The organism is Nocardioides sp. Root122 (assembly GCF_001425025.1).
Classification (GTDB): Bacteria; Actinomycetota; Actinomycetes; order Propionibacteriales; family Nocardioidaceae; genus Nocardioides.
On the sequence record NZ_LMDE01000005.1, the window covers coordinates 60187 to 84678 of the forward strand.

At 70.8% G+C, this 24492-nt stretch carries 24 protein-coding genes; 13 read left to right on the forward strand and 11 right to left on the reverse strand.

Annotated features, from left to right (window positions below; translation table 11 throughout):
* The first annotated feature begins 33 nt into the window (after positions 1-33).
* The 3 genes from efp (at position 34) to ASC64_RS06640 (ending at position 1902) form a co-directional block, all read left to right on the forward strand.
* The gene (gene efp / locus ASC64_RS06630) at positions 34-597 is read left to right on the forward strand and encodes an elongation factor P (RefSeq protein ID WP_056906757.1); all 564 of its coding nucleotides are present in this window, start codon (positions 34-36) and stop codon (positions 595-597) included.
* Positions 598-603: 6 nt separating this feature from the next.
* Complete coding sequence (gene nusB, locus ASC64_RS06635; protein WP_056906758.1) at positions 604-1014, forward strand: transcription antitermination factor NusB; 411 nt, start codon at positions 604-606, stop codon at positions 1012-1014.
* A 75-nt stretch (positions 1015-1089) separates the two neighbouring features.
* The gene (locus ASC64_RS06640) at positions 1090-1902 is read left to right on the forward strand and encodes a DUF1206 domain-containing protein (protein WP_056906759.1); all 813 of its coding nucleotides are present in this window, start codon (positions 1090-1092) and stop codon (positions 1900-1902) included.
* Positions 1903-1929: 27 nt separating this feature from the next.
* Here the strand turns inward: ASC64_RS06640 and ASC64_RS06645 are convergent, their stop codons facing one another.
* Entirely contained in the window at positions 1930-2628 is a 699-nt protein-coding gene (locus ASC64_RS06645; RefSeq protein WP_056906760.1) for a TetR/AcrR family transcriptional regulator, read from the reverse strand.
* 53 nt (positions 2629-2681) lie between these two features.
* Here ASC64_RS06645 and ASC64_RS06650 point away from each other — a divergent pair, with 53 nt between their 5' ends.
* A complete protein-coding gene (locus ASC64_RS06650) occupies positions 2682-3515 on the forward strand; it encodes a S1 family peptidase (protein WP_156385063.1) in 834 nt (277 codons plus the stop codon).
* Positions 3516-3665: 150 nt separating this feature from the next.
* Complete coding sequence (locus ASC64_RS06655; protein WP_156385064.1) at positions 3666-5390, forward strand: hypothetical protein; 1725 nt, start codon at positions 3666-3668, stop codon at positions 5388-5390.
* Position 5391: 1 nt separating this feature from the next.
* On the opposite strand, the gene ASC64_RS06660 is transcribed toward ASC64_RS06655, so the two are convergent.
* Positions 5392-6939 (reverse strand): ATP-dependent DNA ligase, encoded by a 1548-nt coding sequence (locus ASC64_RS06660; RefSeq protein WP_056906763.1) that lies wholly within the window; start codon positions 6937-6939, stop codon positions 5392-5394.
* A 73-nt stretch (positions 6940-7012) separates the two neighbouring features.
* Between ASC64_RS06660 and ASC64_RS06665 the strand changes: the two genes are divergently transcribed.
* The 4 genes from ASC64_RS06665 (at position 7013) to ASC64_RS06680 (ending at position 12391) form a co-directional block, all read left to right on the forward strand.
* Positions 7013-7639 carry an FMN-binding negative transcriptional regulator gene (locus tag ASC64_RS06665; RefSeq protein ID WP_235563561.1) on the forward strand — a complete coding sequence of 209 codons (627 nt, stop codon included), beginning with the start codon at positions 7013-7015 and terminating at the stop codon, positions 7637-7639.
* Positions 7636-8253: a hypothetical protein gene (locus ASC64_RS06670; RefSeq protein WP_056906764.1), complete on the forward strand. Its 618-nt coding sequence runs from the start codon at positions 7636-7638 to the stop codon at positions 8251-8253. Before ASC64_RS06665 ends, ASC64_RS06670 begins: the two co-directional genes overlap by 4 nt.
* Positions 8254-8391: 138 nt before the next feature.
* Positions 8392-10149: a M28 family metallopeptidase gene (locus ASC64_RS06675; RefSeq protein WP_056906765.1), complete on the forward strand. Its 1758-nt coding sequence runs from the start codon at positions 8392-8394 to the stop codon at positions 10147-10149.
* Positions 10150-10300: 151 nt separating this feature from the next.
* Positions 10301-12391 carry an elongation factor G-like protein EF-G2 gene (locus ASC64_RS06680; RefSeq protein WP_056906766.1) on the forward strand — a complete coding sequence of 697 codons (2091 nt, stop codon included), beginning with the start codon at positions 10301-10303 and terminating at the stop codon, positions 12389-12391.
* On the opposite strand, the gene ASC64_RS06685 is transcribed toward ASC64_RS06680, so the two are convergent.
* On the reverse strand, positions 12388-13053 hold the full coding sequence (locus ASC64_RS06685) for a hypothetical protein (RefSeq protein WP_056906767.1): 666 nt from the start codon (positions 13051-13053) through the stop codon (positions 12388-12390). The two genes, ASC64_RS06680 and ASC64_RS06685, sit on opposite strands and share 4 nt — an antisense overlap.
* A gap of 253 nt (positions 13054-13306) precedes the next feature.
* Between ASC64_RS06685 and ASC64_RS06690 the strand changes: the two genes are divergently transcribed.
* Positions 13307-14203: a hypothetical protein gene (locus ASC64_RS06690; RefSeq protein WP_056906768.1), complete on the forward strand. Its 897-nt coding sequence runs from the start codon at positions 13307-13309 to the stop codon at positions 14201-14203.
* On the opposite strand, the gene ASC64_RS06695 is transcribed toward ASC64_RS06690, so the two are convergent.
* The 3 genes from ASC64_RS06695 to kynA form a co-directional block, all read right to left on the reverse strand.
* The gene (locus ASC64_RS06695; protein ID WP_056906769.1) at positions 14133-14627 is read right to left on the reverse strand and encodes a GNAT family N-acetyltransferase; all 495 of its coding nucleotides are present in this window, start codon (positions 14625-14627) and stop codon (positions 14133-14135) included. The two genes, ASC64_RS06690 and ASC64_RS06695, sit on opposite strands and share 71 nt — an antisense overlap.
* The gene (locus ASC64_RS22315) at positions 14624-15751 is read right to left on the reverse strand and encodes a hypothetical protein (RefSeq protein ID WP_056906770.1); all 1128 of its coding nucleotides are present in this window, start codon (positions 15749-15751) and stop codon (positions 14624-14626) included. The genes ASC64_RS06695 and ASC64_RS22315 overlap by 4 nt, the downstream gene beginning before the upstream one ends.
* A gap of 220 nt (positions 15752-15971) precedes the next feature.
* Complete coding sequence (kynA, locus tag ASC64_RS06705; RefSeq protein WP_056906797.1) at positions 15972-16826, reverse strand: tryptophan 2,3-dioxygenase; 855 nt, start codon at positions 16824-16826, stop codon at positions 15972-15974.
* A gap of 40 nt (positions 16827-16866) precedes the next feature.
* On the opposite strand from kynA, the gene ASC64_RS06710 reads away from it, so the two are divergent.
* Complete coding sequence (locus ASC64_RS06710) at positions 16867-17805, forward strand: DNA-3-methyladenine glycosylase family protein (RefSeq protein ID WP_056906771.1); 939 nt, start codon at positions 16867-16869, stop codon at positions 17803-17805.
* A 24-nt stretch (positions 17806-17829) separates the two neighbouring features.
* Here ASC64_RS06710 and ASC64_RS06715 read toward each other — a convergent pair whose 3' ends face one another.
* From ASC64_RS06715 to ASC64_RS06730, 4 genes are all read right to left on the reverse strand, one after another.
* The gene (locus tag ASC64_RS06715) at positions 17830-18543 is read right to left on the reverse strand and encodes a DUF4386 family protein (protein WP_056906772.1); all 714 of its coding nucleotides are present in this window, start codon (positions 18541-18543) and stop codon (positions 17830-17832) included.
* A gap of 84 nt (positions 18544-18627) precedes the next feature.
* Positions 18628-19872 carry a phospholipase D-like domain-containing protein gene (locus tag ASC64_RS06720; RefSeq protein ID WP_056906798.1) on the reverse strand — a complete coding sequence of 415 codons (1245 nt, stop codon included), beginning with the start codon at positions 19870-19872 and terminating at the stop codon, positions 18628-18630.
* A gap of 37 nt (positions 19873-19909) precedes the next feature.
* Entirely contained in the window at positions 19910-20128 is a 219-nt protein-coding gene (locus tag ASC64_RS06725) for a hypothetical protein (RefSeq protein WP_056906773.1), read from the reverse strand.
* Positions 20129-20144: 16 nt separating this feature from the next.
* Complete coding sequence (locus ASC64_RS06730) at positions 20145-20954, reverse strand: hypothetical protein (RefSeq protein ID WP_056906774.1); 810 nt, start codon at positions 20952-20954, stop codon at positions 20145-20147.
* 210 nt (positions 20955-21164) lie between these two features.
* On the opposite strand from ASC64_RS06730, the gene uvrB reads away from it, so the two are divergent.
* Positions 21165-23294, forward strand: coding sequence for an excinuclease ABC subunit UvrB (gene uvrB / locus ASC64_RS06735; protein ID WP_056906775.1), 2130 nt, complete (start codon positions 21165-21167; stop codon positions 23292-23294).
* A 17-nt stretch (positions 23295-23311) separates the two neighbouring features.
* Here uvrB and ASC64_RS06740 read toward each other — a convergent pair whose 3' ends face one another.
* Positions 23312-23827, reverse strand: coding sequence for a DUF1707 SHOCT-like domain-containing protein (locus ASC64_RS06740; protein ID WP_162245774.1), 516 nt, complete (start codon positions 23825-23827; stop codon positions 23312-23314).
* Positions 23828-23905: 78 nt separating this feature from the next.
* On the opposite strand from ASC64_RS06740, the gene ASC64_RS06745 reads away from it, so the two are divergent.
* Positions 23906-24469, forward strand: a complete 564-nt coding sequence (locus ASC64_RS06745; RefSeq protein WP_056906777.1) for a hemerythrin domain-containing protein — start codon at positions 23906-23908, stop codon at positions 24467-24469.
* Positions 24470-24492: the final 23 nt, after the last annotated feature.

Consider the following 24492-nt stretch of genomic DNA (forward strand, 5'->3'; position numbering starts at 1 on the left):
TTTGACAACTCGACGAAGGCGGACAGACACACCATGGCAAGCACCAATGACCTGAAGAACGGCATGGTCCTCAAGATCGAGGGTCAGCTCTGGTCCGTCGTCGAGTTCCAGCACGTCAAGCCCGGCAAGGGCCCGGCCTTCGTGCGCACCAAGCTCCGCAACGTGGAGTCGGGCAAGAACGTCGACAAGACCTTCAACGCCGGCACGAAGGTCGAGACGGCCAACGTCGACAAGCGGACCATGCAGTACCTCTACAACGACGGCTCGTCCTACGTCTTCATGGACACCAGCACCTACGAGCAGCTCGAGGTCTCGCCCGAGGTCGTCGGCGACGCGAAGAACTTCATGCTCGAGAACCAGGAGGCGATCGTCGCCACCAACGAGGGCCGCGTGCTGTTCATCGAGCTGCCGGCCTCCGTCGAGCTGCTGATCGCCGAGACGGAGCCGGGCCTGCAGGGCGACCGCTCCACCGGCGGCACCAAGCCCGCCACCCTCGAGACCGGCCACACGATCGCCGTGCCGCTCTTCATCACCTCGGGCGAGAAGGTCAAGGTCGACACCCGCGACTCGTCCTACCTCGGCCGCGTCAAGGCCTGACACCGCGTGGCTGCCCGCTCCAAGGCCCGCAAGCGCGCGCTGGACATCCTGTTCGCCTCCGAGCTCCGCTCGGAGGACCCCGCCGTCGCCCTCGATCGCGCCATCGAGGCCGGCGTGGGCCCGACGAACGACTACACCACCGCCTTGGTGCGGGGCGTGGTCGAGCACCGCGACCGCATCGACGAGGTGCTGACGACCTACAGCAAGAGCTGGACGCTGGGTCGGATGCCGGCGGTCGACCGCAACGTGCTCCGCATCGGCGTCTTCGAGCTGCTGTGGGGTGACGACGACGTCCCGGACACCGTCGCCGTCAGCGAGGCGCTGCACCTCGTGCAGGACCTCTCGACGGACGACTCGCCTGCCTTCGTCAACGGCATCCTCGGCGCCGTCATGAAGGACCGCGCGAGCCTCGTCTGAGGTGGCCGGACCGCGTCCCCTCCCAGGGGTGACGGCCGGTCGCGCCAAGTGGTCGTGAGGTCCTAGGTTGGCGTCATGAACGCCCCTGCACGCAACGCCGAGTCCGTCCACCAGAGCCAGTGGATGGACTACGCCATCCGGATCGGGCTCGTGACGTACGGCGTGGTGCACCTGCTGGTCGGGTGGCTCGCCCTCCAGCTCGCCTTCGGTGACAAGGAGGACCAGGCCTCCAACTCCGGCGCCATGCACTACCTCGCGCAGCAGCCCCTCGGCGGCTTCCTGGTCTGGGTGATCGCGATCGGGATGCTCTTCCTGGTCATCTGGCGGTTGCTGGAGTTCGCCTTCGGCTACCCCGAGGAGTCCGACGACACGAAGCGGTGGCGCAAGCGCGCGACGTCGCTCGGCAAGGCGGTCATCTACGGCGCGATCTCCTACAGCGCGTTCAAGACCGCCACCGGTGACGGGGGCGGCAAGGGCGGCACCGACTCGACGACGGCGAAGATCATGAACCTGTCGGGCGGCCAGCTGATCGTCGGCGCGATCGCACTCGCGATCATCGGCTACGGCATCTCGCTCATCGTGCGCGGCTGGACCGAGAAGTTCCGCGAGAACCTCGACGCGCAAGGCCAGTCCGGGCAGGACGGCTCGGCCTACGTCATGCTCGGCAAGGTCGGCTACATCGCGAAGGGCGTCTCCATCGCCATCGTCGGCGGCCTCTTCGGCTACGCCGCGATCACCCACGAGGCGAAGAAGTCCGGCGGTCTCGACCAGGCCCTGCAGACCGTGCTCGAACAGCCCTTCGGGCCGGTCCTCCTGACCGCGATCGCGATCGGCATCGCGTGCTACGGCGTGTTCTGCTTCGCGCGCGCCAAGCACCTGTCGCGCTGAGCCGTCGCCCCGCTCGGCGCCGTACGGTCAGCGGGGCGCGCCGTACGCGACGGCGAGCGCCGAGGCGACCATGTGGTCGCGCACCTGGTCGGCGGTGATGCGACTGATCCGGGGCACGCCCGGCGCCTCCTCCGCCACCAGCATGGCCACCCGGCCGAGCTGGAGTGTGCCCAGGCCGCTCGCGTAGAGCATGTTGGCCAGCAGCTCCGGGTCGTCGACGTGGAAGTGGCCGCCCGCGACGCCCGCCTCGATCGTGTGCGTGAGCGTCGAGAGGCAGCCGCCGATGGCCTGGCCGAGCCGGTACATCGCGCCCTCGCTGACCTCCTCGAGGAGGTCGCCACCTGGCCGGCGCATGATGGCCTGCGCGCAGTCCACGAACGCCGGGTGGGCGAGGCCGTACTCGACGAAGGCCTCGACCAGGCGCTCGAGCTGCAGGCGCGGGTCGTCGGTCGTCCCGGCGGCGGCCTCGAGCGCCACGCGCAGCTCGTCGAGGTACTGGACGAGGGTCAGGCTGAAGAGCTCCTCCTTGCCGGTGAAGTGCCGGTAGATGATCGCCCGGTTGATGCCCACGGCCTTGGCGATGTCCTCGATCTGCGCGTCGCGCACGCCGCGCTCGTCGAAGAGGCGGCGCGTGGCGGAGATGATCTCGGCCTCGCGCAGGCGTCGCCGCGCAGCCGCGGTGCCGCCGCGCCCGGTGACCGACGGGGCCGACGACTCGGAGCTCATGGCACCAGTCTAGGGAGACCCGGCTTCGGTGCCCGGTGTGGTTCCATGCCGGCATGCCCCTCCCCGGACTGCGTCGCGTCGTCGCTGCCGTCGCCCTGCTGCTCGCGGGCGTGTCGTCCGTGGCGCTCGCGGCACCGGCATCCGCGGCCGACGACCGCTTCACCGGGACGGCGAGGCTGCCCGGCTGCTCCGGGTCGGTGGTGCGCTGGGCGCCTGCGCGGCCCACGGACCCGGCGGTCGTGATCACCAACGGCCACTGCGTCCGCTCGCCGTTCCTCGGCGCCCGCGAGGTCCTCGTCGACCAGCGCCAGTGGAGACGGATCGAGCTGCTCGAGGCCGACGGCGGCGTCGCCTTGACCGTCCGCGGCGTGCACCTGCGCTACGCGTCGATGTATCGCACCGACCTGGCCGTCTACGAGCTCCGCGAGACGTACGCCGAGCTCGCCGCGGGCGGCGTCACCCCGCTCGAGCTCGCGGTCGAGGGCCCGTCGCGAGGGGACCGGATCCGGATCCCGTCCGGCTACTGGGGCGAGCAGCGCGCCTGCACCACCACCGGAACCGTCCACCGCCTGCACGAGCGGGCGTGGGACTGGTGGGACTCGATCCGGCTGCCCGCGCGCGACGGCTGCGCCATCCGCGGCGGCTACTCGGGCTCGCCGATCGTGTCCCGGGCGACGGGTGAGGTGGTGGGCATCGCCAACACCGGCTACGTCGGCGGCCGCCGCTGCATCGACTCGGCCTGCGAGGAGGACCGGCGCGGGACGGTCGTGATGCGCAAGGACATGAACTACGGGCAGCAGACCTGGTGGCTCACCACCTGCGTCGGTGCCGACCGGCGCTTCTCGCTGGAGACGCCGGGCTGCAGGCTGGCGCGGCCGCGGGGCTGAGGTGCCGATCGAATGCTCTGACTGAGCCTAGTTCCGAGCGGACGAAGCGGCAGGCCGAACCGGTTTCGCCAACTTCGGCGATGCACGAGGCGCCAGACGGCGCGATCGTGAAACATGGATCGACTCGGGTGGTTCAAGCAACGTTTTCGGTTGATCGACGACGCGGAGCAACGTCGCAGGTCGGGGGAGCGAGCGAGCGCCGTGGCGCCGACCCCGGCACCTGCGCGCGAGCCTGACGCCTCGTCGACGGACGAGTCGCCGACGGCACCAGCCGCAGCCGACGATCACGCCCCCGATGACGCGTCTGGCGAGACGGAACGAATAGTCGGCGACGCCACATCGGAAGAGCCGTCCGAGGCGGTCAACGGCGACGAGTCCGCGGACAAACCGTCCAGGCCCTCAAGGGCCGACGAGCTGGACGGCGCTGACGGCCTCCTCCAGCCCGACAAGCTGGACGATGCGATCAAGTGGGCGGCCGCTGGCTTCACAGCGCTCGCCGCCGTCCTGGCCTTCCTGGGCTACAAGGAAGGCGTGCTCGACCAGGCGCTGCGAATCTATCCCGCAGCGAGCATCGCCGTTCTCGTGCTCCTCGGCATCGGTGTCGTTGGTGCGCTCTTTGCACGAGCGGTAGACCCTCGGGCGAGGTTCCTGGTCTGGTCCCTCCTCGCGTTGCTGCTCCTCATGCTCTTCAGTGCGTCGCTGTTCCTACCCGACATCGGCGACCTCAGCAGGGGTGCCCCACTGATCGACAAGCCGTCCGGGTTCGCGTTGGGACAGCTCTACAAGCCGTTGGGCCTGGCGCTGGTCGTCCTGTTCCTCATCGCGGCCGTTGTCAGTGCCGCACTGTGGGAGTCGCATTCAAGACGAGCGATGCTGGTCGCCGCCCTGGGCCTCGCATCGGCTGTCGGAGCCGCATGGTTGTTGGCTCCTCGCGAAATCAACCCGCTCACCGGAGTTGCCGGAGACTTCGACACTGCTCGTCTCGCTGCCTATGTGCTGACCTTCGTACTACTCGCCGGCCTGCTGCTGCTGACGGTTGCGGCATTCGCGCAGCGGACCACGTTCTCCTTGATGGCCGGCCTCACCATCCTCGCCGTGGCGTCCACGGCGTTGGGACTCTACGGCGCGACCAAGGTGGCTGTGGAGGCGAAGTCGATCCGATCATTGCCGCAGGTCGAGGCCGACGTCGAGAACAACGAGGGCACGAGCACCGTCACCATCGCCGTTACGGGGAGCCGCGTGCGTGGTCTTCAGGTGGTCGTGGGGATCAACGGGCTGCGTCGTGGCTCGATGCCGCGCACGATGGATGACCCGACCGTGCCGGCGGACGAAGAGGGGACGCCCATCTGGTCTGGTCTCGTGCTCCCAAGCGCTCTGGACGAGATCAACCGCAAGGTCCGGGTGGACGTCCACCCAGACCGCTGGGACCTGTTGACCGTGTACTACTGCCTCACCACCAAGGACGCAGGCCTCGACTGCGCGTCGGAGAAGCCGGTCAAGGTGGCGACCTTCGCGACTCCGGCGGCAGCGAAGGAGATCGCCCAGGTCACTGCCACGCTCGAAGAAGCAGCCGATGGCAAGGTCAAGGCGCACTTCTCGGCGTCTGAGGTGGCACCAGGAGTGCTGACAAGACTAGAGCTGTGTCGTCAGCGAACCGACAAACACGTGTCGCACGTCCTGGATGTCAGCCTCGCCCCTGACGCGCAGGGCAACGTCTCGTGGGAGACGACAGTGCCGGCTGGCGGCAAGGGCGACCGCTTGCTCCTGCGCCATACGACATGCGTCCCTGGGATGCCCTGCACCACCGAATGGCGAACCCTCTCGACCTTCGTGAACGAGGCGCGCGCAGAGGAGACCGCCGCACCGTCAGGCTGACTCAGTCGCTGTCGGACACCGCGTGAGCGGCCAGCGCGCGCACCGTCTCGATCGTGTCGGCCTCGTCTGCGGTCTTGTCGTCGCGGTAGCGGACGACGCGGGCGAACCGCAGCGCGACACCGCCGGGATAGCGGGTGGAGCGCTGGAGCCCGTCGAACGCGATCTCGACGACCTGCTCGGGACGCACCTCGACGGCGTAGTGCTCGCGCATCGTGGCAGGGGACACGGCGAGCTCGGTGAACCGCTCGGTCTGCCAGGCGAGCATCTCGTCCGTCATGCCCTTGAACGTCTTGCCCAGCATGACGAAACCGGTCTCCGAGGAGGCGTCGCGGGCGCCGAGGTGGATGTTGGAGAGCCAGCCCTCACGGCGGCCCGAGCCCCACTCGACGCCGAGGACGACGAGGTCGAGGGTGTGCACCGGCTTGACCTTGACCCACGCGGAGCCGCGGCGGCCGGCGGCGTAGGGGGCGGACAGGTCCTTGAGCACGACGCCCTCGTGGCCAGCAGCCACGGTCTCGCGGGCGAACTCGTCGGCGGCCTGCGCGGACGAGGTGACCAGGCGGCGCACGCGGTGCTGCTCGGGCACCAGCGCGTCGAGGGCGTCGAGCCGCTCGTGGCCCGGGGCGTCGAGCAGGTCGCGTCCGTCGACGTGGAGCAGGTCGAAGAAGTGCGGCGTGACGGCGACCCCGGAGTCCTGGGCGGTGCGACTGGCAGTGTCCTGGAAGGCCATCGGCCGTCCGTCGTCGGTCAGCGCCAGCGCCTCGCCGTCCAGCACGAACCGCTCGGCCGGCAGCGAGCGCGCGACCTCGACGACCTCGGGCAGCCGGGCGGTGATGTCGTCGAGGCTGCGGGTCACCACGACCACGTCGTCGCCGTCGCGGTGGACCTGGATCCGGATCCCGTCGAGCTTGGCGTCGACCGCGACCTTGCTGGCACCGTCCGCCGACAGGCCCGCCATCGCGGCGGCGACGTCGGGCGCGCTGGAGGCGAGCATCGGCATGATCGGCCGGCCGACCTCCAGACCGATCGCGGCCAGCGCCTCCACGCCCTCGAACGCCGCTCCGGCAGCGGCGACGGTCGAACCGGCGAGCATCGCGGCCCGGCGGACGGCGGCGAGCGGGACGTCGGCCACCAGCGCCACGGCCTCCTGGGTGACCGCGTCCAGCGCGCCCTGGCGCACGTTGCCGGTGACGATCGCCCGGAGCCACTGCTGCTCCTCGGCGGTCGCACGGCCGAAGAGGTCGGCGACCGCCTCCTTGCGCGCGAGCTGCGACCCGGCGCCCGAGAGCCCGGACATCGCCTCGAAGGCCTCGTGGACCTCCAGCACCGTCAACGACGGCTCGCCGGCAGGGGAGGGCAGGTCGCTGACGCCCCGCCACCCCAGTCCGGTGCGCCGCTGCCGCAGCGCGCCACCGAGGTAGGACACGACGACCTCGAGCTCCTCCGGCCCAACCCGGCCGAGCGTCTCCGCGAGCGTCGCGACCTTGGCCTTGCGGGATCGGGTCGCCGCCACCGCGGCGGAGGTGTCGACGAGCTCGGCGAGCAGCATGCGTCCATCCTGCCGTCCACCACCGACGCCGACGCCACCCCACGGTGCGGGACGGGTCGGGCAGGATGGGCCCGTGCCCGACCAGCAGCCCGACCCGCAGCTCTACGTCCCGCGCCACAACGTGATGGACGCCGACGACGTACGCCCCTTCGTCGCGGCGGTCGCGACCGCCCAGCTGGTGACGGTCGGCGCGGACGGTGCGCCCGACGCGACGTTCCTGCCGGTGCTGTGGGAGGACGACCGCCTGGTGGGCCACGTCGCGCGGGCGAACGCGCACTGGCGCCGGATCGTCGACGGCTCGCCCGCGCTGGCGATCGTCACGGGGCCGGACACCTACGTGTCGCCGTCCTGGTACGCAGCGAAGGCCGAGCACGGCAAGGTCGTGCCGACGTGGAACTACTCCGTCGTGCACCTGCGGGGCCGCGTCGCCGTCCACGACGACCCCGACTGGGTGCGCGGCCTCGTCACGCGGCTCACCGACCGGCACGAGACCGGCCGCGCCGAGCCGTGGGCGGTGAGCGACGCGCCCGCGGACTACGTCACCAAGAACCTCCGTCCGATCGTCGGGGTGGAGCTGCTCGTGGAGTCCGTCGAGGCGAAGGCCAAGCTCAGCCAGAACCGCTCCGACCACGACCGTCAGGGCGTCGCGCGCGGCCTGACCGCGGACGGCCGGGATCCCGACGGGCTCGTGCAGCAGTGAGGCCGGGCCGCGTCGCCGAGCGCTTCACCGGTCGCATCGCCGGCGTCGGCAGCACCAGCGGCGTCCGGGTCGTCGTCGGTCGCTGGGACGACTCGCCCTGGGGCACCTTCGCCGACGTCATGCTCGAGGACGCCTCGGGCCACCGGGTGCTGCTCGCCCCGGACGAGCGGGTCCGCGAGTTCGTCGCCTCCACCTACTCCTTCGACGAGCACGTGATCGAGCGGGTGGCGGTCGACGACACCACGGACGGCTGGCAGGTGTCCACCCCGTCGCTGTCCCTCCGGCTCGTCGTCGGCGGGCGTACGCCGCTGGGTGCGGCACTCGGGCTCGTGCCCGCCCGCATCGCGACCGCCCCGGCGTGGTGCGCCGTCGCCGACCCGGTCGCCCGCGTCGTGCTGCGCGGCGTACGCACCCGGGGGACGGCCGGCAACGACCGCAGGGAGTGGTACGGCGCGACCTCGGTCGTCTCGGTGACGGCGATCTCCGGGGAGTGGCGCGGGACCGAGCTCGGCGCGCTCGCCCGGGTCGACCCGCCCTGCCGCTTCGGGTTCTCGAGCACGCCCGCGCGGCCCTCGGTGACCAGCGTGGTGACGACGATCGAACGCCCGAGCTGATCAGGGGCGCGACAGCGGGCAATTGACCCAGTGAGGGGATTCCCGGCCCGAGCCGGAACTCGTAGGTTCGAGGCTCGGCGGCTGAGCACCTTCGACATCGGGCCGAACGTGTGCGTCGGCAGCCTGAGAGGGAGTGCGATGTACACCGCGTCCAAGCTGCTGAGCGTCACCGCAGCGTCGGTCCTGATCGCCACAGCGGCCGCCTCGGCCGGATCAGGCGCCGTCCAGACCGCCGCCAAGGCCCACCCGGGTCACCATTCCCACGGGTCCCACGGATCCCACGGCGTCACCCCCGACAGTCCCCAGGCGAAGAGGTTCGTCAAGGGGGTCACGGTCGCCGAGATCACCGCGCACCAGACCGCGCTGCAGCGGATCGCCTCGCTCAACGACGACACCCGCGAGGTCTTCTCCAGCGGCTACCAGGAGTCGCTCGACTACGTCGTGTCCACGCTGCGCGAGGCGGGCTACAGCCCGCAGGTGACCCAGTTCAACTACCCCGTCTGGGCCGAGTCGCAGCCGCCGGTGCTCAACCGCGTCGACCCGACCCCCAAGACGTACGTCCCGGGCGACGCCGAGGACGACGACCAGCCGACCGCCGACTTCATCACCATGGCCAACTCGCCGACCGTGGAGCTGACCGACGCTCCCGTGTTCCCCGTCGGCGGCATCGTCGACCCGCCCACCGGTGGCTCCGAGAGCGGGTGCGAGGAGACCGACTACGCCGGCGTCTCCGGCAAGGTCGCGCTCGTCCAGCGCGGCACGTGCGCCTTCGTCACGAAGTGGTCGCTGGCCCAGGCCGCCGGCGCCACTGGCGTGATCATCTACAACGAGGGCAACACCCCCACGCGGCAGAACCCGATCTTCGTCGACAACCAGCCGGACCCGCCCGCGACGATCGCTGCGGTGATCACCAGCTACACCCTCGGCAACGAGCTGCTGCAGGCCTACAAGCAGGGACAGGACCCGACCGTGGACCTCAAGGTCTACGGAAGCTTCACCGACCGCTTCCTGCCGCAGGTCATCGCGGAGACCCGGGGCGGCGATCCCGACCACGTCGTCGTGGTCGGCGCGCACCTCGACTCCGTCGAGGCCGGGCCGGGCATCAACGACGACGGCTCCGGCACGGCGACGCTGCTCGCCCAGGCCGAGGAGCTCGCCAGTGGGCGCTACCACCTGCGCAACAAGGTCCGCTTCGGGTGGTGGGGCGCCGAGGAGAACGGCCTGGTCGGGTCGACCTACTACGCGCACGACCTCAGCCAGCGCGAGGTCGACAAGATCGACGTGATGCTCGACTACGACATGCTCGCCTCGCCCAACTACGTCCGCGGTGTCTACGACGGCGACGGCAACGCCGCCCCGGACAACCCGGCCGGGCCGGAGGGCTCGGGCAAGGTCGAGCAGGTCTTCGACGACTGGTTCGACGCGCAGGGGCTGGAGAGCGTCCGCAGGGCGTTCGACGGCCGCTCCGACTACGTCGGCTTCACCGACCGCGGGATCCCGTCGGGAGGAGTCTTCGCCGGTGCCGAGGGCGTGAAGTCGGCGGCGGAGGCCGCGATCTACGGCGGTGCCGCGGGCTCCTGGTACGACCCCTGCTACCACCAGATCTGCGACAACCTGATCACCGTGCTGACGGGCGTGCCGCCCCTCGACGCCGAGGGCCTCGCGCCCACCGGGGACGATGCGGCCAAGCGTGCCGCGCAGCGGGCCATGGCCGGAGGGGCGATCAAGGGGTTGACCGAGCTGTCGGGCGCGGCCAGCTACGCGGTCTACTACTTCGGCGCCTCCAAGGACCCCTTCAGCGCCAAGGTGCACAAGGCACGCAAGGCGGCGCGCAAGGTGGGCGCGCGCGGCCCCGACTACGCGTGGCACGGCCACGGCAACCGGGTCCGCCGCTAGCAGGAGCTCGTCCCGTACGCCGCCACACCCCCGGGCGGCGTGCGGGACGTCTGCGCTCCCACGATCCCGCCCTTGCCCCGTGGAATCGATCGGGTGAACAGTGGGACCGACACGTCCCGGACCGTCGGACCAGCGAGCAGGAGCGGCCACCGTGAGCAGAGACCCTGGCGGCACCGGTGGCCAGGCAGGTGCTCCGGTCGCGGCGGGCCCCGCGTCGATCCGCAACGTCCTCGTCGTCGGGGCGGCCGGTGCTGGCAAGACCACGCTCGTCGAGCGGCTGCTGGTGCACGCCGGGGTGATCAACAGGGCAGGCACCGTCGAGGACGGTACGACGGTGTGCGACGCCGAGGAGGTCGAGCACCGGCAGCGACGGTCCGTCGGCCTCGCGCTCGCCCCGCTCGTGCACAGGGGTGTGAAGGTCAACCTCCTCGACGCCCCCGGCTACGTCGACTTCGTCGGCGAGTTGCGGGCCGGGCTGCGCGCCGCCGACTGCGCCCTGTTCGTGCTCGCGGCCAACGAGGGGGTCGACGAGCCGACCCAGGCGCTCTGGCGCGAGTGTGCCGAGGTGGGGATGCCGCGTGCGGTCGTCGTCGCCAAGCTCGACCACGCCCGCGCCGACGTCGACGGGGTGGTGACCCAGGCACGGGACGCCTTCGGGGAGCGCGTGCTGCCGGTCTACCTCCACGAGGGAGGGCGACTCGTCGGCCTGATCACCGGCGACCACGAGCACGACGCGCAGCGGGCGGCACTCATCGAGGGCATCATCGAGGAGTCCGAGGACGAGACGTTGATGGATCGCTACGTCGGCGGCGAGGCCATCGCCCCGGAGCTGCTCCTGCGCGACCTCGAGCTCGCGGTCGCCAGGGCGTCCCTGCACCCCGTCATCCCGGTCGATGCCATCAGCGGCGCGGGTGCCGGAGAGCTGCTCGACCTCGTCGTGGCCGCGTTCCCCTCGCCGCTCGAGCACCGGATGCCGCGGATCTTCACACCTGCGGGAGCTCCCGGGCCGGAGCTCACCTGCGACCCGTCCGGCCCACTCCTGGCGGAGGTCGTCAAGACGACCACGGATCCCTACCTCGGGCGGGTCAGCCTGGTCCGGGTGTTCTCGGGGACCGTGCTGCCGGACGACACGGTGCACGTGTCCGGGCACCGGTCGGTGTGGACCACGGGCGGCGACCCGACGTCGAGCCACCCCGACCACGACGAGGACGAACGCATCGGATCGTTGTCGGTGCCGGTGGGCAAGTCGCAGCGCCCGGTCCACTCCGTCACGGCGGGCGACCTGTGCGCGATCGGGAGGCTCAGCCGGGCGGAGACCAGCGACACCCTGTCGTCGGTGGAGACGCCGCTGGTGCTCGAGCCCTGGCGGATGCCCGACCCGCAGCTGCCGGTGGCGATCGAGGTCCTCTCCACGAGCGACGAGGACAGGCTCGGCTCCGGGCTGCAGCGGCTCGCCGCCGAGGACCCCACCCTCCGCGTGGAGCACAACGAGGAGACGCACCAGATCGTGCTCTGGACGATGGGGGAGGCGCACGCCGACGTGCTGCTCGACCGGCTCGCGACCCGTTACGGCGTCGCCGTCGAGGAGGTCGAGCTCCGCGTGCCGCTGCGCGAGACGTTCGTGGGCCCCGCCTCCGGGCTCGGCCGGCACGTGAAGCAGAGCGGCGGTCACGGCCAGTACGCCGTGTGCAGCATCGAGGTCGAGCCGCTCCCGCAGGGGAGCGGGTTCGAGTTCGTCGACCGGGTCGTCGGCGGCGCGGTGCCCCGTCAGTTCATCCCCTCCGTCGAGAAGGGCGTGCTCGCCCAGATGGCGCGCGGCGCAGGCACCGGCCACCCGATGGTCGACCTGAGGGTCACCCTCACGGACGGCAAGGCGCACAGCGTCGACTCCTCCGACATGGCGTTCCAGACCGCGGGCGGACTCGCCCTGCGGGACGCCGCGACGGGCGGTGGGACGTGCCTCCTTGAACCGGTGGACGAGATCCAGGTGCTCGTCGCGGACGCTCTGGTCGGCACGGTCATGGGGGACCTGTCTGCGCGACGCGGGAAGGTCCTGGGCAGCGAACCGACCGGCGAAGCCGGCCTGGTGACGATCAGGGCGCACGTGCCGCAGCTCGAGCTGCGGCGCTACGCCGCGGAGCTCCGCTCGCTGTCCCACGGGACCGCGTCGTTCACGCGCGCGTTCTCCCACTACGACCGGGTGCCGGACCAGGTCGCGGCGAGGCTGGGGCCGCCGGACTAGGCAGACCGCACGCCCTCCCACGCGCCGCCGAGCGCGGTCACCGCGACGAGGGCGAGGGCGAAGCCGGTCCAGTCGCCGACCGGCAGGTAGCGGCCGAAGGCGTAGAGCGCCGTGTTGACGACGCAGTAGACCCCGCCGTACTGCACGATCCGTCGCGTGGTGGTGAGGCCGACGTGGCCGTCCGCTGCCGGGAGGTTCGCGCGGCGGTAGACCTGCCACGGTGCGCTCATCACGATCGCGTCGAGGAAGTAGCGCGGGTGGTCGCTGTCGTCCTCGACGGGACGGTGGCCGACGAGCTCGGCCCGGTGCCGCTCGATGCCGCGCTGCACCAGCCCGAGACCGACCGCCAGGACGAACGCGACGAGTGCGGTGACGGCGTACGCACCCAGCAGCCCGGTGAGCGCGTAGGTCTCGAGGTAGAGCCAGTAGCCCGGGATGTCGTCGGCCACCTGGTAGACGGGGAAGACGGTGGCGCACCAGACGCGCGCGGCCGCGAACCGGCGCTTGTCCGACACGGACGGTCCGGGCCTCCGCAGCGCGCGGGTGATCTCGGCGTTCCTGGCCGACATCTCCCGGAACACGTCGATGGCGTCGGGGACGTAGCGCCACACGCTGAGCACGGCGCCCTCGACCGCTCTGACGGCGACGTTGCGTGCGGGCATGCTGGCTCGGATCTGGTGGGACGCGTACGTCCGAGTGCAACGGAGGTGTGGGGAACCGTCAAGGGCGATGACCTGAAGTGGGCCAGTGCAGTTGCGCCAGCGCCCCGGCTCCTGTCCGCCCACGCGGTGAGCGTGCTCGCCCCGGTCGAACGAAGAGCCGGGACCTGGGTGGTCGCTGCAGTCCTACACTCGAGTGTCGTCCCCCTCAGGCGTCGCAGCGACGTCGCGGACCGGATCACGGGGGTGGTCTCACATGTCTGCTGTCCTCAACATCGTGCTGAGCCTTGCCGCGGCCCTGATCGGCTACCTCATCGGGCGCCTCTGGGAGACGTTCCTGGTCAGGAGACGGTGCTGGATGGCCCGGGAGTTCTGGCACCCCGTGCTGGACGGGACCTTCCAGGTCGTCATCAGCAAGTTCGACATCCCCGAGTTCCGCGAACCCACTGGCGTCGTCGGGGGTGGGGACGCCATCGCGAACAGGCTGCTGAGCGAGCTGTTCCAGGACATCGGTCTCGAGCGGCCGAAGTCGGTCTACGTGGACGAGCACGAGCTGGACCGCAAGAACAACCTGGTCGTGCTCGGCGGTCCGGCGGAGAACAAGGTCGCCCGTCAGATATGCGACCGCCTCCGACCGGGCATGAGGGTGGTGGATCCCGGCCCCGGCGTGGCGATGCAGGTCGAGATGACCGCCCAGGCCGGCGGTGACTGGGCAGCACCGCTCGTGCACGTCGCGGAGCCCGGCCAGGAGATGACCGAGTACGGCGTGATCATCCGCGCACCCAGCCCGTTCGCCGCCGGACGGACCGTCGTCGTGATCCAGGGGGCCTACGGCTACGGAACCTGGGCGGGCGTCGGTCTCACCCAGAGCAAGGACTTCCTCGCGAGGTGCGAGTCGCTCGACCACGAGCACAGCGAGCCGCGTGGGCGAATCGCAGTCGCGGCTGCGCGTGCTCGTCGACGGATGGGGTTCACGTCGGGGTCCCGGGCGTGGGTGCCCGTCGAGTGCCTGTACAAGGTCGACGTGGTCGATGGGCATCCGACCACGACGGAGATACTGGCCCTGCGCCGCATGTTGCCCGTCACAGGCGGCGGACCATCCTCACCTCGTGTCGGGACGGATCGGCCGCCAGAGGCTGCCGGTCACCCGTGAGTCGGAATCCGGCGCCTTCGTAGAGTCGCAGCGCGTTCGGGTTGTCGTCCATGACCCACAACCAGAGGCTCGACACCCCGTCAGCGCGCAGACGGGCGATGAGCGTCGTGAGGAGCAAGGTGCCGATTCTCTCACGGCGTCTGTGCGGATGCACCCACATGTAGCTCGCGTAGCGATCTTCACGCGGAATGTCATCCTCGGACGTCGCGCCGAGCAGCCCTACGTCATCGCCGTGATCAGTCGCAACCAGCCAGGTCCCGCGACGCAGCTCTCTGGCCCAGTCGTCCTGCGACCACAGCACCTGCTCGTCGAAGGTGGAGAGGAACGCCAACGGCTCCTGTCGCAGCGCCGCGAGGCGCACGTCTCGCAAGGTGGCGACGTCGTCCACTCCCAGCACAGCAATCGTGGTGGCCTCGCCCGTCACGGCGTCTCCTCCTTCTCGCGAGCGACCGGGAGGGCGCCGGCCGCTGGGTATGCCCGGAGCCCGAGGTGGGCAACGGCCGCGCCGACATCCGGGACCGAGGGCAGCGCCGACAGGATTGATCGCCAGGCTGCCCGATCAGCGTTCCAGGCGCGGACGTATGCGATGAGCTCGGGGACAGTGATCTCAGCCAACCGCCGCTCCGCCGCCGACAAGGCAGCGATGACACGCGTGTCAGTCTGGTCGCTCCTCTGCCGAATGCCACGGAGGAACCTGCCGCGCTCGGTGAGGAATCGCGCCCAGAAGTCCTCGTCGGTGGCGAGATCGAGGGAGCCGTGGTGCAGCGAGCTCATCAGGCCGTCGGCAACCACATTTCCGAACTCCTGGAGGTACGCCTTCTCGGGATCGGCGAACGGGTCGTACGGAAGCTGGCGGCACTCGCCGGCCTCGACGACCCTTCCCTCCAAGATGGCGGGCGCCATGAAGATCCAGTCCTCGTTGTAGATGCGAGGGAAGAACGAGGTCATCGCGTCCCTGTCGACCAACAGCATCGACCCGCTGACGAAGACGTCCTGTTCGTATCCGGTCAAACGGTTCGCATGACACACCACGGAGTTGTCGGGGAACTCCCTCGCTGGCATCCCGGCCATCCCCGCGTCGGGGAGCACCTCCAGCGCACGCTCCACGTCCACGCCGGTGAGCCCACGAATGTCGTCGTCCAGGAACAGCACGGTCTCCCAACCGAGGAGTCTGGCGAGGAGGAGGCCGAGGTTCCGCTTGACGCACAGGTCGTCGAGCCCTGCGGTGCCCGCGGGTATCCCGTCCGTGACCAGATCGACGACCGGCGGCCTGTAGTCCTCAGGCACTGGAACCAAGGTCAGCGCGAGATCGGTCGAGCCGGCCGGCCTCGGCGCGGTGTCCTCCGGTACGGCGCGTCCGCTCGCGAGGACCACGACAGGAGCCCTGAGGTCAGCCGCGAGACTGAGCGCCGTGTCGAGGTGGTCGGCCGAGCGTGATGCAGACACCACGATGCCCCCGAGGGACTTCGGGTGCGCAACGGCGCGGTCCGCGAGCAGCTCGGCGTGCTTCTCGGCAGCCGCGCGGGGTCTCCCATCCGGTGCAGCCATGGTCGTTCCTTCCGTGCGCTGTCCGACACGGTCTCTCGCGCTCTCGATCGTAGGCGCATGTCCGCGCAGCAGCACGGTGCGAAACCCACGCGCGCTCCCGGCGTCATCGTGGCGGGCCTCGTACACGTGTCCGCGTTGTCGCCCTCGACCGGGCACTCGAAGGGCGAGAAGTCGGACACGTGTGCTGCGCGACCCCCCGCCGGCCCCAGGAGGCGGTGAGTCACTCCCCGATGCGGGTGCGCACCTCGTAGAGCTCGGGGAAGAACGTCAGCGAGAGGGCGCGGCGCAGGAAGTCGACCCCCGACGAGCCGCCGGTGCCGACCTTGTGGCCGATGACCCGCTGGACGACCTGCAGGTGGCGGAAGCGCCACTGCTGGAAGGCGTCCTCGACGTCGACGAGCTCCTCGCAGGTCTCGTAGACGCCCCAGTGCTCGGCCGGCGCGGCGTAGACCGAGGCGAAGACCCCGACGAGCTCGTCGTCGGTCGTGTGCGGCTGCGACCAGTCGCGGTCGAGCAGCCGCGCGGGGATGGCGTACCCCTGGCGGGAGAGGTACGCGAGGAACTCGTCGTAGAGCGACGGCTCGTGCAGCAGCTCCTCGAGGGCGGTGCGGGCGGCCTCGTCGTGGGAGAAGACGTTGACCATGTCGGCGTTCTTGTTGCCGAGGAGGAACTCGACCTCGCGGTACTGCGCGGACTGGAAGCCGGACGACGTCGCGAGGAAGGGGCGGATCTCGGCGTACTCCGAGGGCGTCAGCGTCGCGAGCACCGACCACTGGTCGGTGAGGGTGTGCTGGATGTGCTTGATCCGCGCCATCCGCTTCAGCGCGGGGGAGAGGTCGTCGCTGCGCAGCAGCGCCCGAGCCGAGCGCAGCTCGTGGATCATCAGCTTCAGCCAGAGCTCGCTGGTCTGGTGCTGGACGATGAAGAGCAGCTCGTCGTGCTGCGGCGGGTCGGACAGCGGTTGCTGGGCGGCGAGCAGCACGTCGAGACGGAGGTAGTCGCCGTAGGACATCGAGCGCGAGAAGTCCTGCTGGATGCCCGCCTCGAGGTCACGCTTGTTCGGAGTCTCGCCCATGGCTGCAAGGTAGTCGGTGGCCTCGTCTACCGTCGCACCCATGGCCCCCTCCACCGTCGGCGAGCGCACCCGCACGTGGGTGCCCGACTGGCCGTGCTCGGTGGCCCAGGTGCTGCGCCCCCAGCGACGCGGCGCCGGCGACCCCACCCAGCGCCACGAGGAGTCCGGCCGGATCTGGCGCGCCATGCGTACGCCGATCGGCCCGGCGAGCCTGTGCGTCCACCAGCGACCCTCCAGCGGCGAGGTGCACGCCCGCGCGTGGGGGGCGGGGGCCGAGTGGGCGCTCGAGCACCTGCCGCGGCTCCTCGGGGCCGACGACGACCCGGCCGACTTCGAGCCGCACCACCACCCCGAGGTCGCCCACGGCTGGCGCACCCACGGCCACTGGCGCATCGGGGCCACCGGTCTGGTGATGGAGTCCCTCGTGCCGTCGATCCTCGAGCAGAAGGTCACCGGCAAGCAGGCCTTCGGATCGTTCCGCGAGCTGGTGCGGCGCCACGGCGAGCCCGCGCCCGGTCCCGTCGCCCCGCTGCGGCTGATGCTCCAGCCCACGCCCGCCACGATCGCGGCCATCCCGAGCTGGGAGTGGCTGCGCCTCGGCGTGCAGCCTGCGCAGTCGCGCACCGTGGTGACCGCGTGCCGGCTGGCTGCCTCGCTCGAACGGGTCACGGAGGTCTCCGCGGAGGAGGCCGACCGGCGGCTCCGGTCCGTGCGGGGCATCGGGGTGTGGACGAGCGCGGAGGTGCGCCAGCGCGCGCTGGGCGACCCCGACGCCGTCAGCTTCGGCGACTACCACCTCGCCAACTGGGTCGGCTGGGCACTCGTCGGCCACGACATCACCGACGACGAGATGGCCGAGCTGCTCGAGCCCTACCGCCCGCAGCGCGGCCGGGCGGCGGCGATGGCGATGGCGGGCGGCCGGGCGCGACCCCGGCGCGGGCCGCGGATGAGCGTCCCCACCCACCTCCCCACGCGCTGATCCACGGCCCGATCCGTGGGCTCCTCACCCGATTCGTCGTGCCTTCGGGGTGAGCGAGAGCTGCCAGAGGGCGACCGCGACCCAGGCGAGCCACGCGAAGAGGAGCAACCCGTAGACCGCGTACGCACCGCCGAGCACCGGCCGGAGCACCTCCGAGCCGATGCCCACCACGCCGGTCACGACCCCGAGCCGGGCCAACCACGGTGAGAAGGTCCCGCGGAGCATCAGCAGCGCGATGAGCAGCAGCCCCAGTGTCTGCAGCACCCCGATCACCGCCGGCACGTCGTTGAGCGCGTCGAGGAGCTCGGCGCCCGCCACGAGCGAGGGTCGCTGGCCAGCGCTCGCCTCGGCGTACCGGTCGCTGAGCACGACCATGGCCAGCGAGCCGTCACCGCTGGTCGGCCACGCGAAGGCCACGGCCCAGCTCGAGACCGCGACCACCCCGGCCACCGCCGCGAGGCCACGCCCGTGTCCACGGAGGGCGACGGCGAGCGCGAGGAAGACCACCATCAGGAACAGGTTGGGAGCCGTCCACAGCAGCTGCCGCGCGATGTAGACGGCACGGTGGGCGTGGACGTACTGCAGGATCTCGGCGGCGCCCGACTCGGGCGGCGCGGTCGTGGCGACGACCATGACGAGACCCGCGACGTAGAGGACGACGGCCACGGCGGCCGACACCGCGCCTGCCCGGTAGAGCGCGGCCAGGTCGCGTTCGGAGGTGCTCCGGGTCGTCCTCATGCGTCCACCGTGCACGCGCGACGGCGGTCGGCGGCAGGGTCCAACGTCCCCCTCCGTCGAGGCGGGCGGACCGGATCCTGCTGGTCAGAGGAGGGGACGCAGCGGACCGAGGAAGGTCTCGGTGAACTTGCGGTTGAGGTCGCGCGCCTGCCACTCGTCCAGCGTCAGCTCGAGGCTGTTCGACTCGTCGGTGGTGAAGACCTCCTCCATCACCGCGGCGAAGGCCGGGTCGATGACCTCGAGGTTGATCTCGTAGTTGCCCTGCAGGCTGAGCCGGTCGATGTTGGCGGTGCCGACGGTGGCCCAGCTGCCGTCGATGGTGGCCGTCTTGGCGTGCACCATCGCGTCCTTGAAGCGCAGGATCCGCACCCCGGCACCGAGGAGCTGGCCGTAGTAGCCGCGCGAGATCCAGTCGGCGACGATGTGGTTGGACTTCAGGGGCAGCAGGACCCGCACGTCCACCCCGCGCCGGGACGCGTCGACGAGGCAGTCGACGAAGTCCTGGTCGGGGAGGAAGTAGGCCGTGGTGAGCCAGATGTTGCGGCTGGCGCGGTTGATGGCCTCGAGGTACATGCTGCGGATCGGGAAGCTCCACTGGCGCGGGATGTTGCGGTGGATGCGGATCTGCGGGTCCCAGTCCGAGGCCGTCTCGAGCAGCAGCGGTCGCTCGCTGCGGCGCATGCGGTGGCGCCGGTTGAGGTTCCAGAAGTCGGCGAAGGAGCGCTTGAGGTCCCACACACCCGGACCGGTGATCCGGACGTGGGTGTCACGCCACTCGGTGGCGTAGGCCGAGCCGATGTTGTAGCCGCCGAGGAAGGCGACCTCCTCGTCGACCACCAGCATCTTGCGGTGGTTGCGGCCGTAGCGGCGCAGGTCCCAGAAGCGCAGGCCGGCGGTCCAGATCGGGTAGCGCAGCACCTTCACCGACGGCGGGAAGCGCTTGAAGGCGGGGGAGACGACGAGGTTCGCGAAGCCGTCGTAGATGCAGTGCACGTCGACCCCGCGCGCGGCGGCGGCGGTCAGGGCGGTCTTGAACTTCCACCCGATCTCGTCGCCCTTCCAGATGTAGGTCTCGAGGAGGATCTGCTTCTTGGCCCCGTCGATCGCGGCCAGCATGTCGTCGTAGAGGTCGCGCCCGAAGGTGTACGTCGTGATCTCGCCGCCGCCGACCGGGACGGTCTGCGGGCCGGTCACGGGGAACGGCTTCGGCTTCTTGCCGCGGCGACGGTAGGAGTCCACGAGGGACAGCGCGACCGCCAGCCCGACCTGGAGGCCGAGGAGACCGAGCAGGCCCCGTCGTGCGGTGGTCAGCAGGCGGGCGGCGGTCACGCGCACAATCTAGCGAGACACCGCCAGCGGTCGCCGGTCACTTCCGCCGGAGAAGCGGCGCGTCGACGAACGCGGCGAACCGAGGTGACCACGCCGCGGCCAGGTTGGCGGCGGCGAGCAGCAGCTGGGCCGCCCCCAGCAGCATCCGTCCGTCGACCATCGTGGCGAGCCCGAAGAAGGCCCACGCCAGCGCCATGACGTACAGCCACGTGCGTCGCCCGGCACCGACCGCGTCTCCCTCGTCCCGCTCGTGCATGTCCGCAGCCTAGGCGTCAGCCGATCCCGAGCCCGGCGTAGCGCGCCACGCCGCAGGGCCGGTCGGACAGCACGCGGAACAGGGCCGCCCGCAACATCGCCTGCCGCTCGGCTCCCGAGCGCCACCCGTCGAGCGCACCGATGGGCGCGCCCAGCCACAGCACGGCGTCCAGCACGCACACCGCCTCGGCCCACAGGGGCGAGCGCCAGGCGGGCGAGAGGTCGATGACGAGCGGTACGCCGGTCGCGTCGAGCAGCACGTTGCCCGCGAGGTCGGCGTGGACGAGCTGCTCGCGCCCGAGGTCGACCGGCTCGAGCCCGGCGACCAGGCGCCCGACCAGCTCGGGGAGGCCGGGCTCCGGACGGTCCTGTGCCGCGAGCAGCGCGGCGTCCGCGTCGTACGCCTGCCGCTCCGCCGTGGCCCAGCGGTCGTCCCGGGCGTCGAGCTGCTCCGGCCGGGCGGGCACGGCGCTCGCCAGGTGGGCGTGGAGGAGGTGGCTGGTCGCCCGGAGGACACCGAGGTCGCGGCACGGTGTCGTACCGGGCTCGAAGCGCGTCGCCACCCAGCCGTCGGCCGTCAGGTTGCCGTCGCGCGCGGGGACCGGTAGCGCGAGGCGGACCACGCGCGGCGACTGCTCGTCGAGGCGCACGGCGAGGCGCGCCTGGACCGGTGCCAGCCAGGCCTCCGACTCGTGGTGGCCGGGGGAGAGCACGAGGTCGCCGGCCCGCCAGCCGGTGCCCCGTCCGCCCTCGAGCCGCTCGAGCACGCCCTCGGCGGCGAACAGGTCGAGCACGCGGTCCGGCGGCTGGGTGGCGTCCGGGGACATGGCAGCGAGCCTAGGGCCCGGCGTTCGTGCACCGTGCAGGCAGTTCGAGCTCGTGATCGCCGGCGGCACGCTGGGCGCCGGCTCCGGCAGCGCGAACTGCCTGCACAGTGCTCAGCGGCGGTGCACGACCCGCACTTCCGCGGCAGGGGTCACGTTCGGGTGGCGAACGCGCCACGCCCCGTTGTCGGTGGCGCGTCGTAGGCTCGACGCATGCGTCCAGTCACCGATCTCCAGCGCCGGGTGGCCCCCTTCAAGGTGGTCTCCGACTACGAGCCGTCCGGAGACCAGCCGGCCGCGATCAAGGAGATCGTGGGCCGGATCCAGGGCGGTGAGAAGGACGTGGTCCTCCTCGGCGCGACCGGCACCGGCAAGACCGCCACGGTCGCCTGGGTCGCCGAGCAGCTCCAGCGACCCGTCCTGGTGCTCCAGCCCAACAAGACCCTCGCCGCCCAGTTCGCCAACGAGCTGCGCCAGCTCTTCCCCGACAATGCGGTCGAGTACTTCGTCTCCTACTACGACTACTACCAGCCCGAGGCCTACGTCCCCCAGACCGACACCTACATCGAGAAGGACTCCTCGATCAACGAGGAGGTCGAGCGGCTGCGGCACAGCGCGACCAACAGCCTGCTCACCCGCCGCGACACGATCGTGGTCTCGACGGTGTCCTGCATCTACGGCCTCGGCACCCCTCAGGAATACGTCGACCGCATGCTGCGGCTCAAGGTCGGCGAGGAGCACGACCGTGACTCGGTGCTGCGTCGCCTCGTGGAGATCCAGTACACCCGCAACGACATGTCCTTCACGCGCGGCACGTTCCGCGTGCGCGGTGACACCCTCGAGATCTTCCCGGTCTACGAGGAGCTCGCGGTGCGCGTCGAGTTCTTCGGCGACGAGATCGAGCGGCTCATGACGCTGCACCCGATCACCGGTGAGGTGATCTCCGAGGACACCGAGCTCCACGTGTTCCCCGCCACCCACTACGTCGCCGGTCCCGAGCGGATGGAGCGTGCGATCAAGGGCATCGAGCTCGAGCTCGACGACCAGCTCGCCGCGTTCGAGAAGCAGGGCAAGCTGCTCGAGGCGCAGCGCCTGCGGATGCGCACCACCTACGACGTCGAGATGATGCGGCAGGTCGGCTCGTGCTCCGGCATCGAGAACTACTCGATGCACATGGACGGCCGCACCCGCGGCAGCGCGCCCAACACCCTCCTCGACTACTTCCCCGAGGACTTCGTGCTCGTCGTCGACGAGTCCCACGTCGCGGTGCCGCAGATCGGGGGCATGTACGAGGGCGACATGTCGCGCAAGCGCAACCTCGTGGACCACGGGTTCCGGCTGCCGAGCGCGATGGACAACCGGCCGTTGCGGTGGGACGAGTTCGTCGACCGGATCGGCCAGACGATCTACCTCTCGGCGACCCCGGGCAACTACGAGCTCGACCGCGTGGGCGGCGTCGACAACACCGTGCAGCAGATCATCCGACCGACCGGCCTGGTCGACCCCGAGGTCGTGGTCAAGCCCACCAAGGGCCAGATCGACGACCTGATCCACGAGATCCGCACCCGCGCCGAGAAGAACGAGCGGGTGCTCGTCACCACGCTGACCAAGAAGATGTCGGAGGACCTCACCGACTACCTCCTCGACGCCAGCATCCGCACCCGCTACCTCCACTCCGAGGTCGACACCCTGCGCCGCATCGAGCTCCTGCGCGAGCTCCGCATGGGCGAGTACGACGTCCTCGTCGGCATCAACCTGCTCCGTGAGGGCCTCGACCTGCCTGAGGTGTCGCTGGTGGCGATCCTCGACGCCGACAAGGAGGGCTTCCTGCGCTCCGACAAGTCGCTGATCCAGACCATCGGCCGTGCCGCGCGCAACGTGTCCGGTCAGGTCCACATGTATGCCGACAAGATCACGCCGTCGATGGAGAACGCCATCGAGGAGACCAACCGCCGCCGGGCGATCCAGGTCGCCTACAACACCGAGCGCGGGATCGACCCGCAGCCGCTGCGCAAGAAGATCGCCGACATCACCGAGATGCTCGCCCGTGAGGACGAGAACACCGAGGAGCTGCTGCGCACCTGGGCGGACGTCGGTCAGAAGGGTCGCGCCGGGGGCGTGAAGCCGGGCAAGTCACCGACCCCCGCGCTGTCGAAGATCCACTCCGAGGCGCCCGACACCGCCGGCATCCCCAGCACCGACCTCGCCGAGCTCATCCAGGCGCTGACCGACCAGATGAAGCAGGCGGCGGCCGACCTGCAGTTCGAGGTCGCCGCTCGCCTCCGCGACGAGATCTCCGACCTCAAGAAGGAACTACGCCAGATGATGGAAGCCACCAAGTAGGGCGAGTCTGAGCTGCCTCAGGCCTCCTCCTCGGCCTGCCCGACCTGCTTGCGCTCCTTCTTCTCCAGCTTCCGGGTGTGCTCCTCGATGATGTCGCGCTTGTTCACGACGACACGCACGAGGTTCATCAGGGCGAAGCCCATCGGGAAGAGCGGCCAAGGGAAGTCGCCCCACATGGTCACCGCCCAGATGGTCCAGAGCAGCGCCGACAGTCCGATGAGGCCGAGCAGTGCCTCGCGTCGGTCGCTCTGCCACTTGCGCACGGCCTGCTGGTGGAGGTCCCCGCTGCTCGACCGGGGTGCCCGGGAGACCGGCAGGTCGCCCACGAGGGGCACCAGGTCGCCGAGGGTCCGGCTGGCCAGCGCGGCGTCCGCGCGCTCGTCGTACTCGGCCCTGGTGAGGCGGCCCTCGGCGAAGGCGTCGGCAAGCACGGTCTCGATCACCGCGCGGTCGCGGTCCGACGCGCGCATCGCCGCGTTCGCGGGACTGCGCGGGTCGTGGTCGAACTGGCTCCACACCTCGATGCCTGGCACGACATCCATCGTAGGCAGCACCACCCGTGGGGGCGTACCTGGTGGTCGCGCCGAGGGCCGGGTCGCTAGGTTCGCCGCATGAGCACTCCCATCGACCTCGGTCGCCCCGTCTCCGGCGACGTCATCGACCTCATCCTGGAGGACCACCGCCGCTTCGAGTCGCTGATGCGCCAGCTGCGCGACAGCACCTCCGACCGCGACGCCGTGCGCCAGGCGCTCGCCGCCCTGCACGTCGCGCACGCGGAGGCGGAGGAGAAGCACGTCTACCCGCAGCTGCGCCGCAAGGACGCCATCACCGAGCACGAGGCCGAGCACGGCGAGGAGGAGCACGCCGAGGGCCACGACGCGATGCTCAAGGTGCTCGAGCTCAAGGGCACGGACACCCAGGCCTTCGACGACGCCGTCGAGGAGCTGGCGACGGCCCTCAACCACCACCTCACCGAGGAGGAGCTCACCATCCTCAACCCGGCCCGTGAGGACGTCAGCGAGAAGGTCCGTCTCGAGCTCGGGGAGGCGTTCGCCACCGAGCGCAACGCGCAGCTCGACGCCGACTGCGGCTCCATCGACAACGTGCGCCGGATCGTCGAGGCTGCGGAGCGCGAAGGTCTCCTCGACGACGACGAGGACGACGACGAGGACTGAGCCCGGGAGGCCCGGGAGGGGAG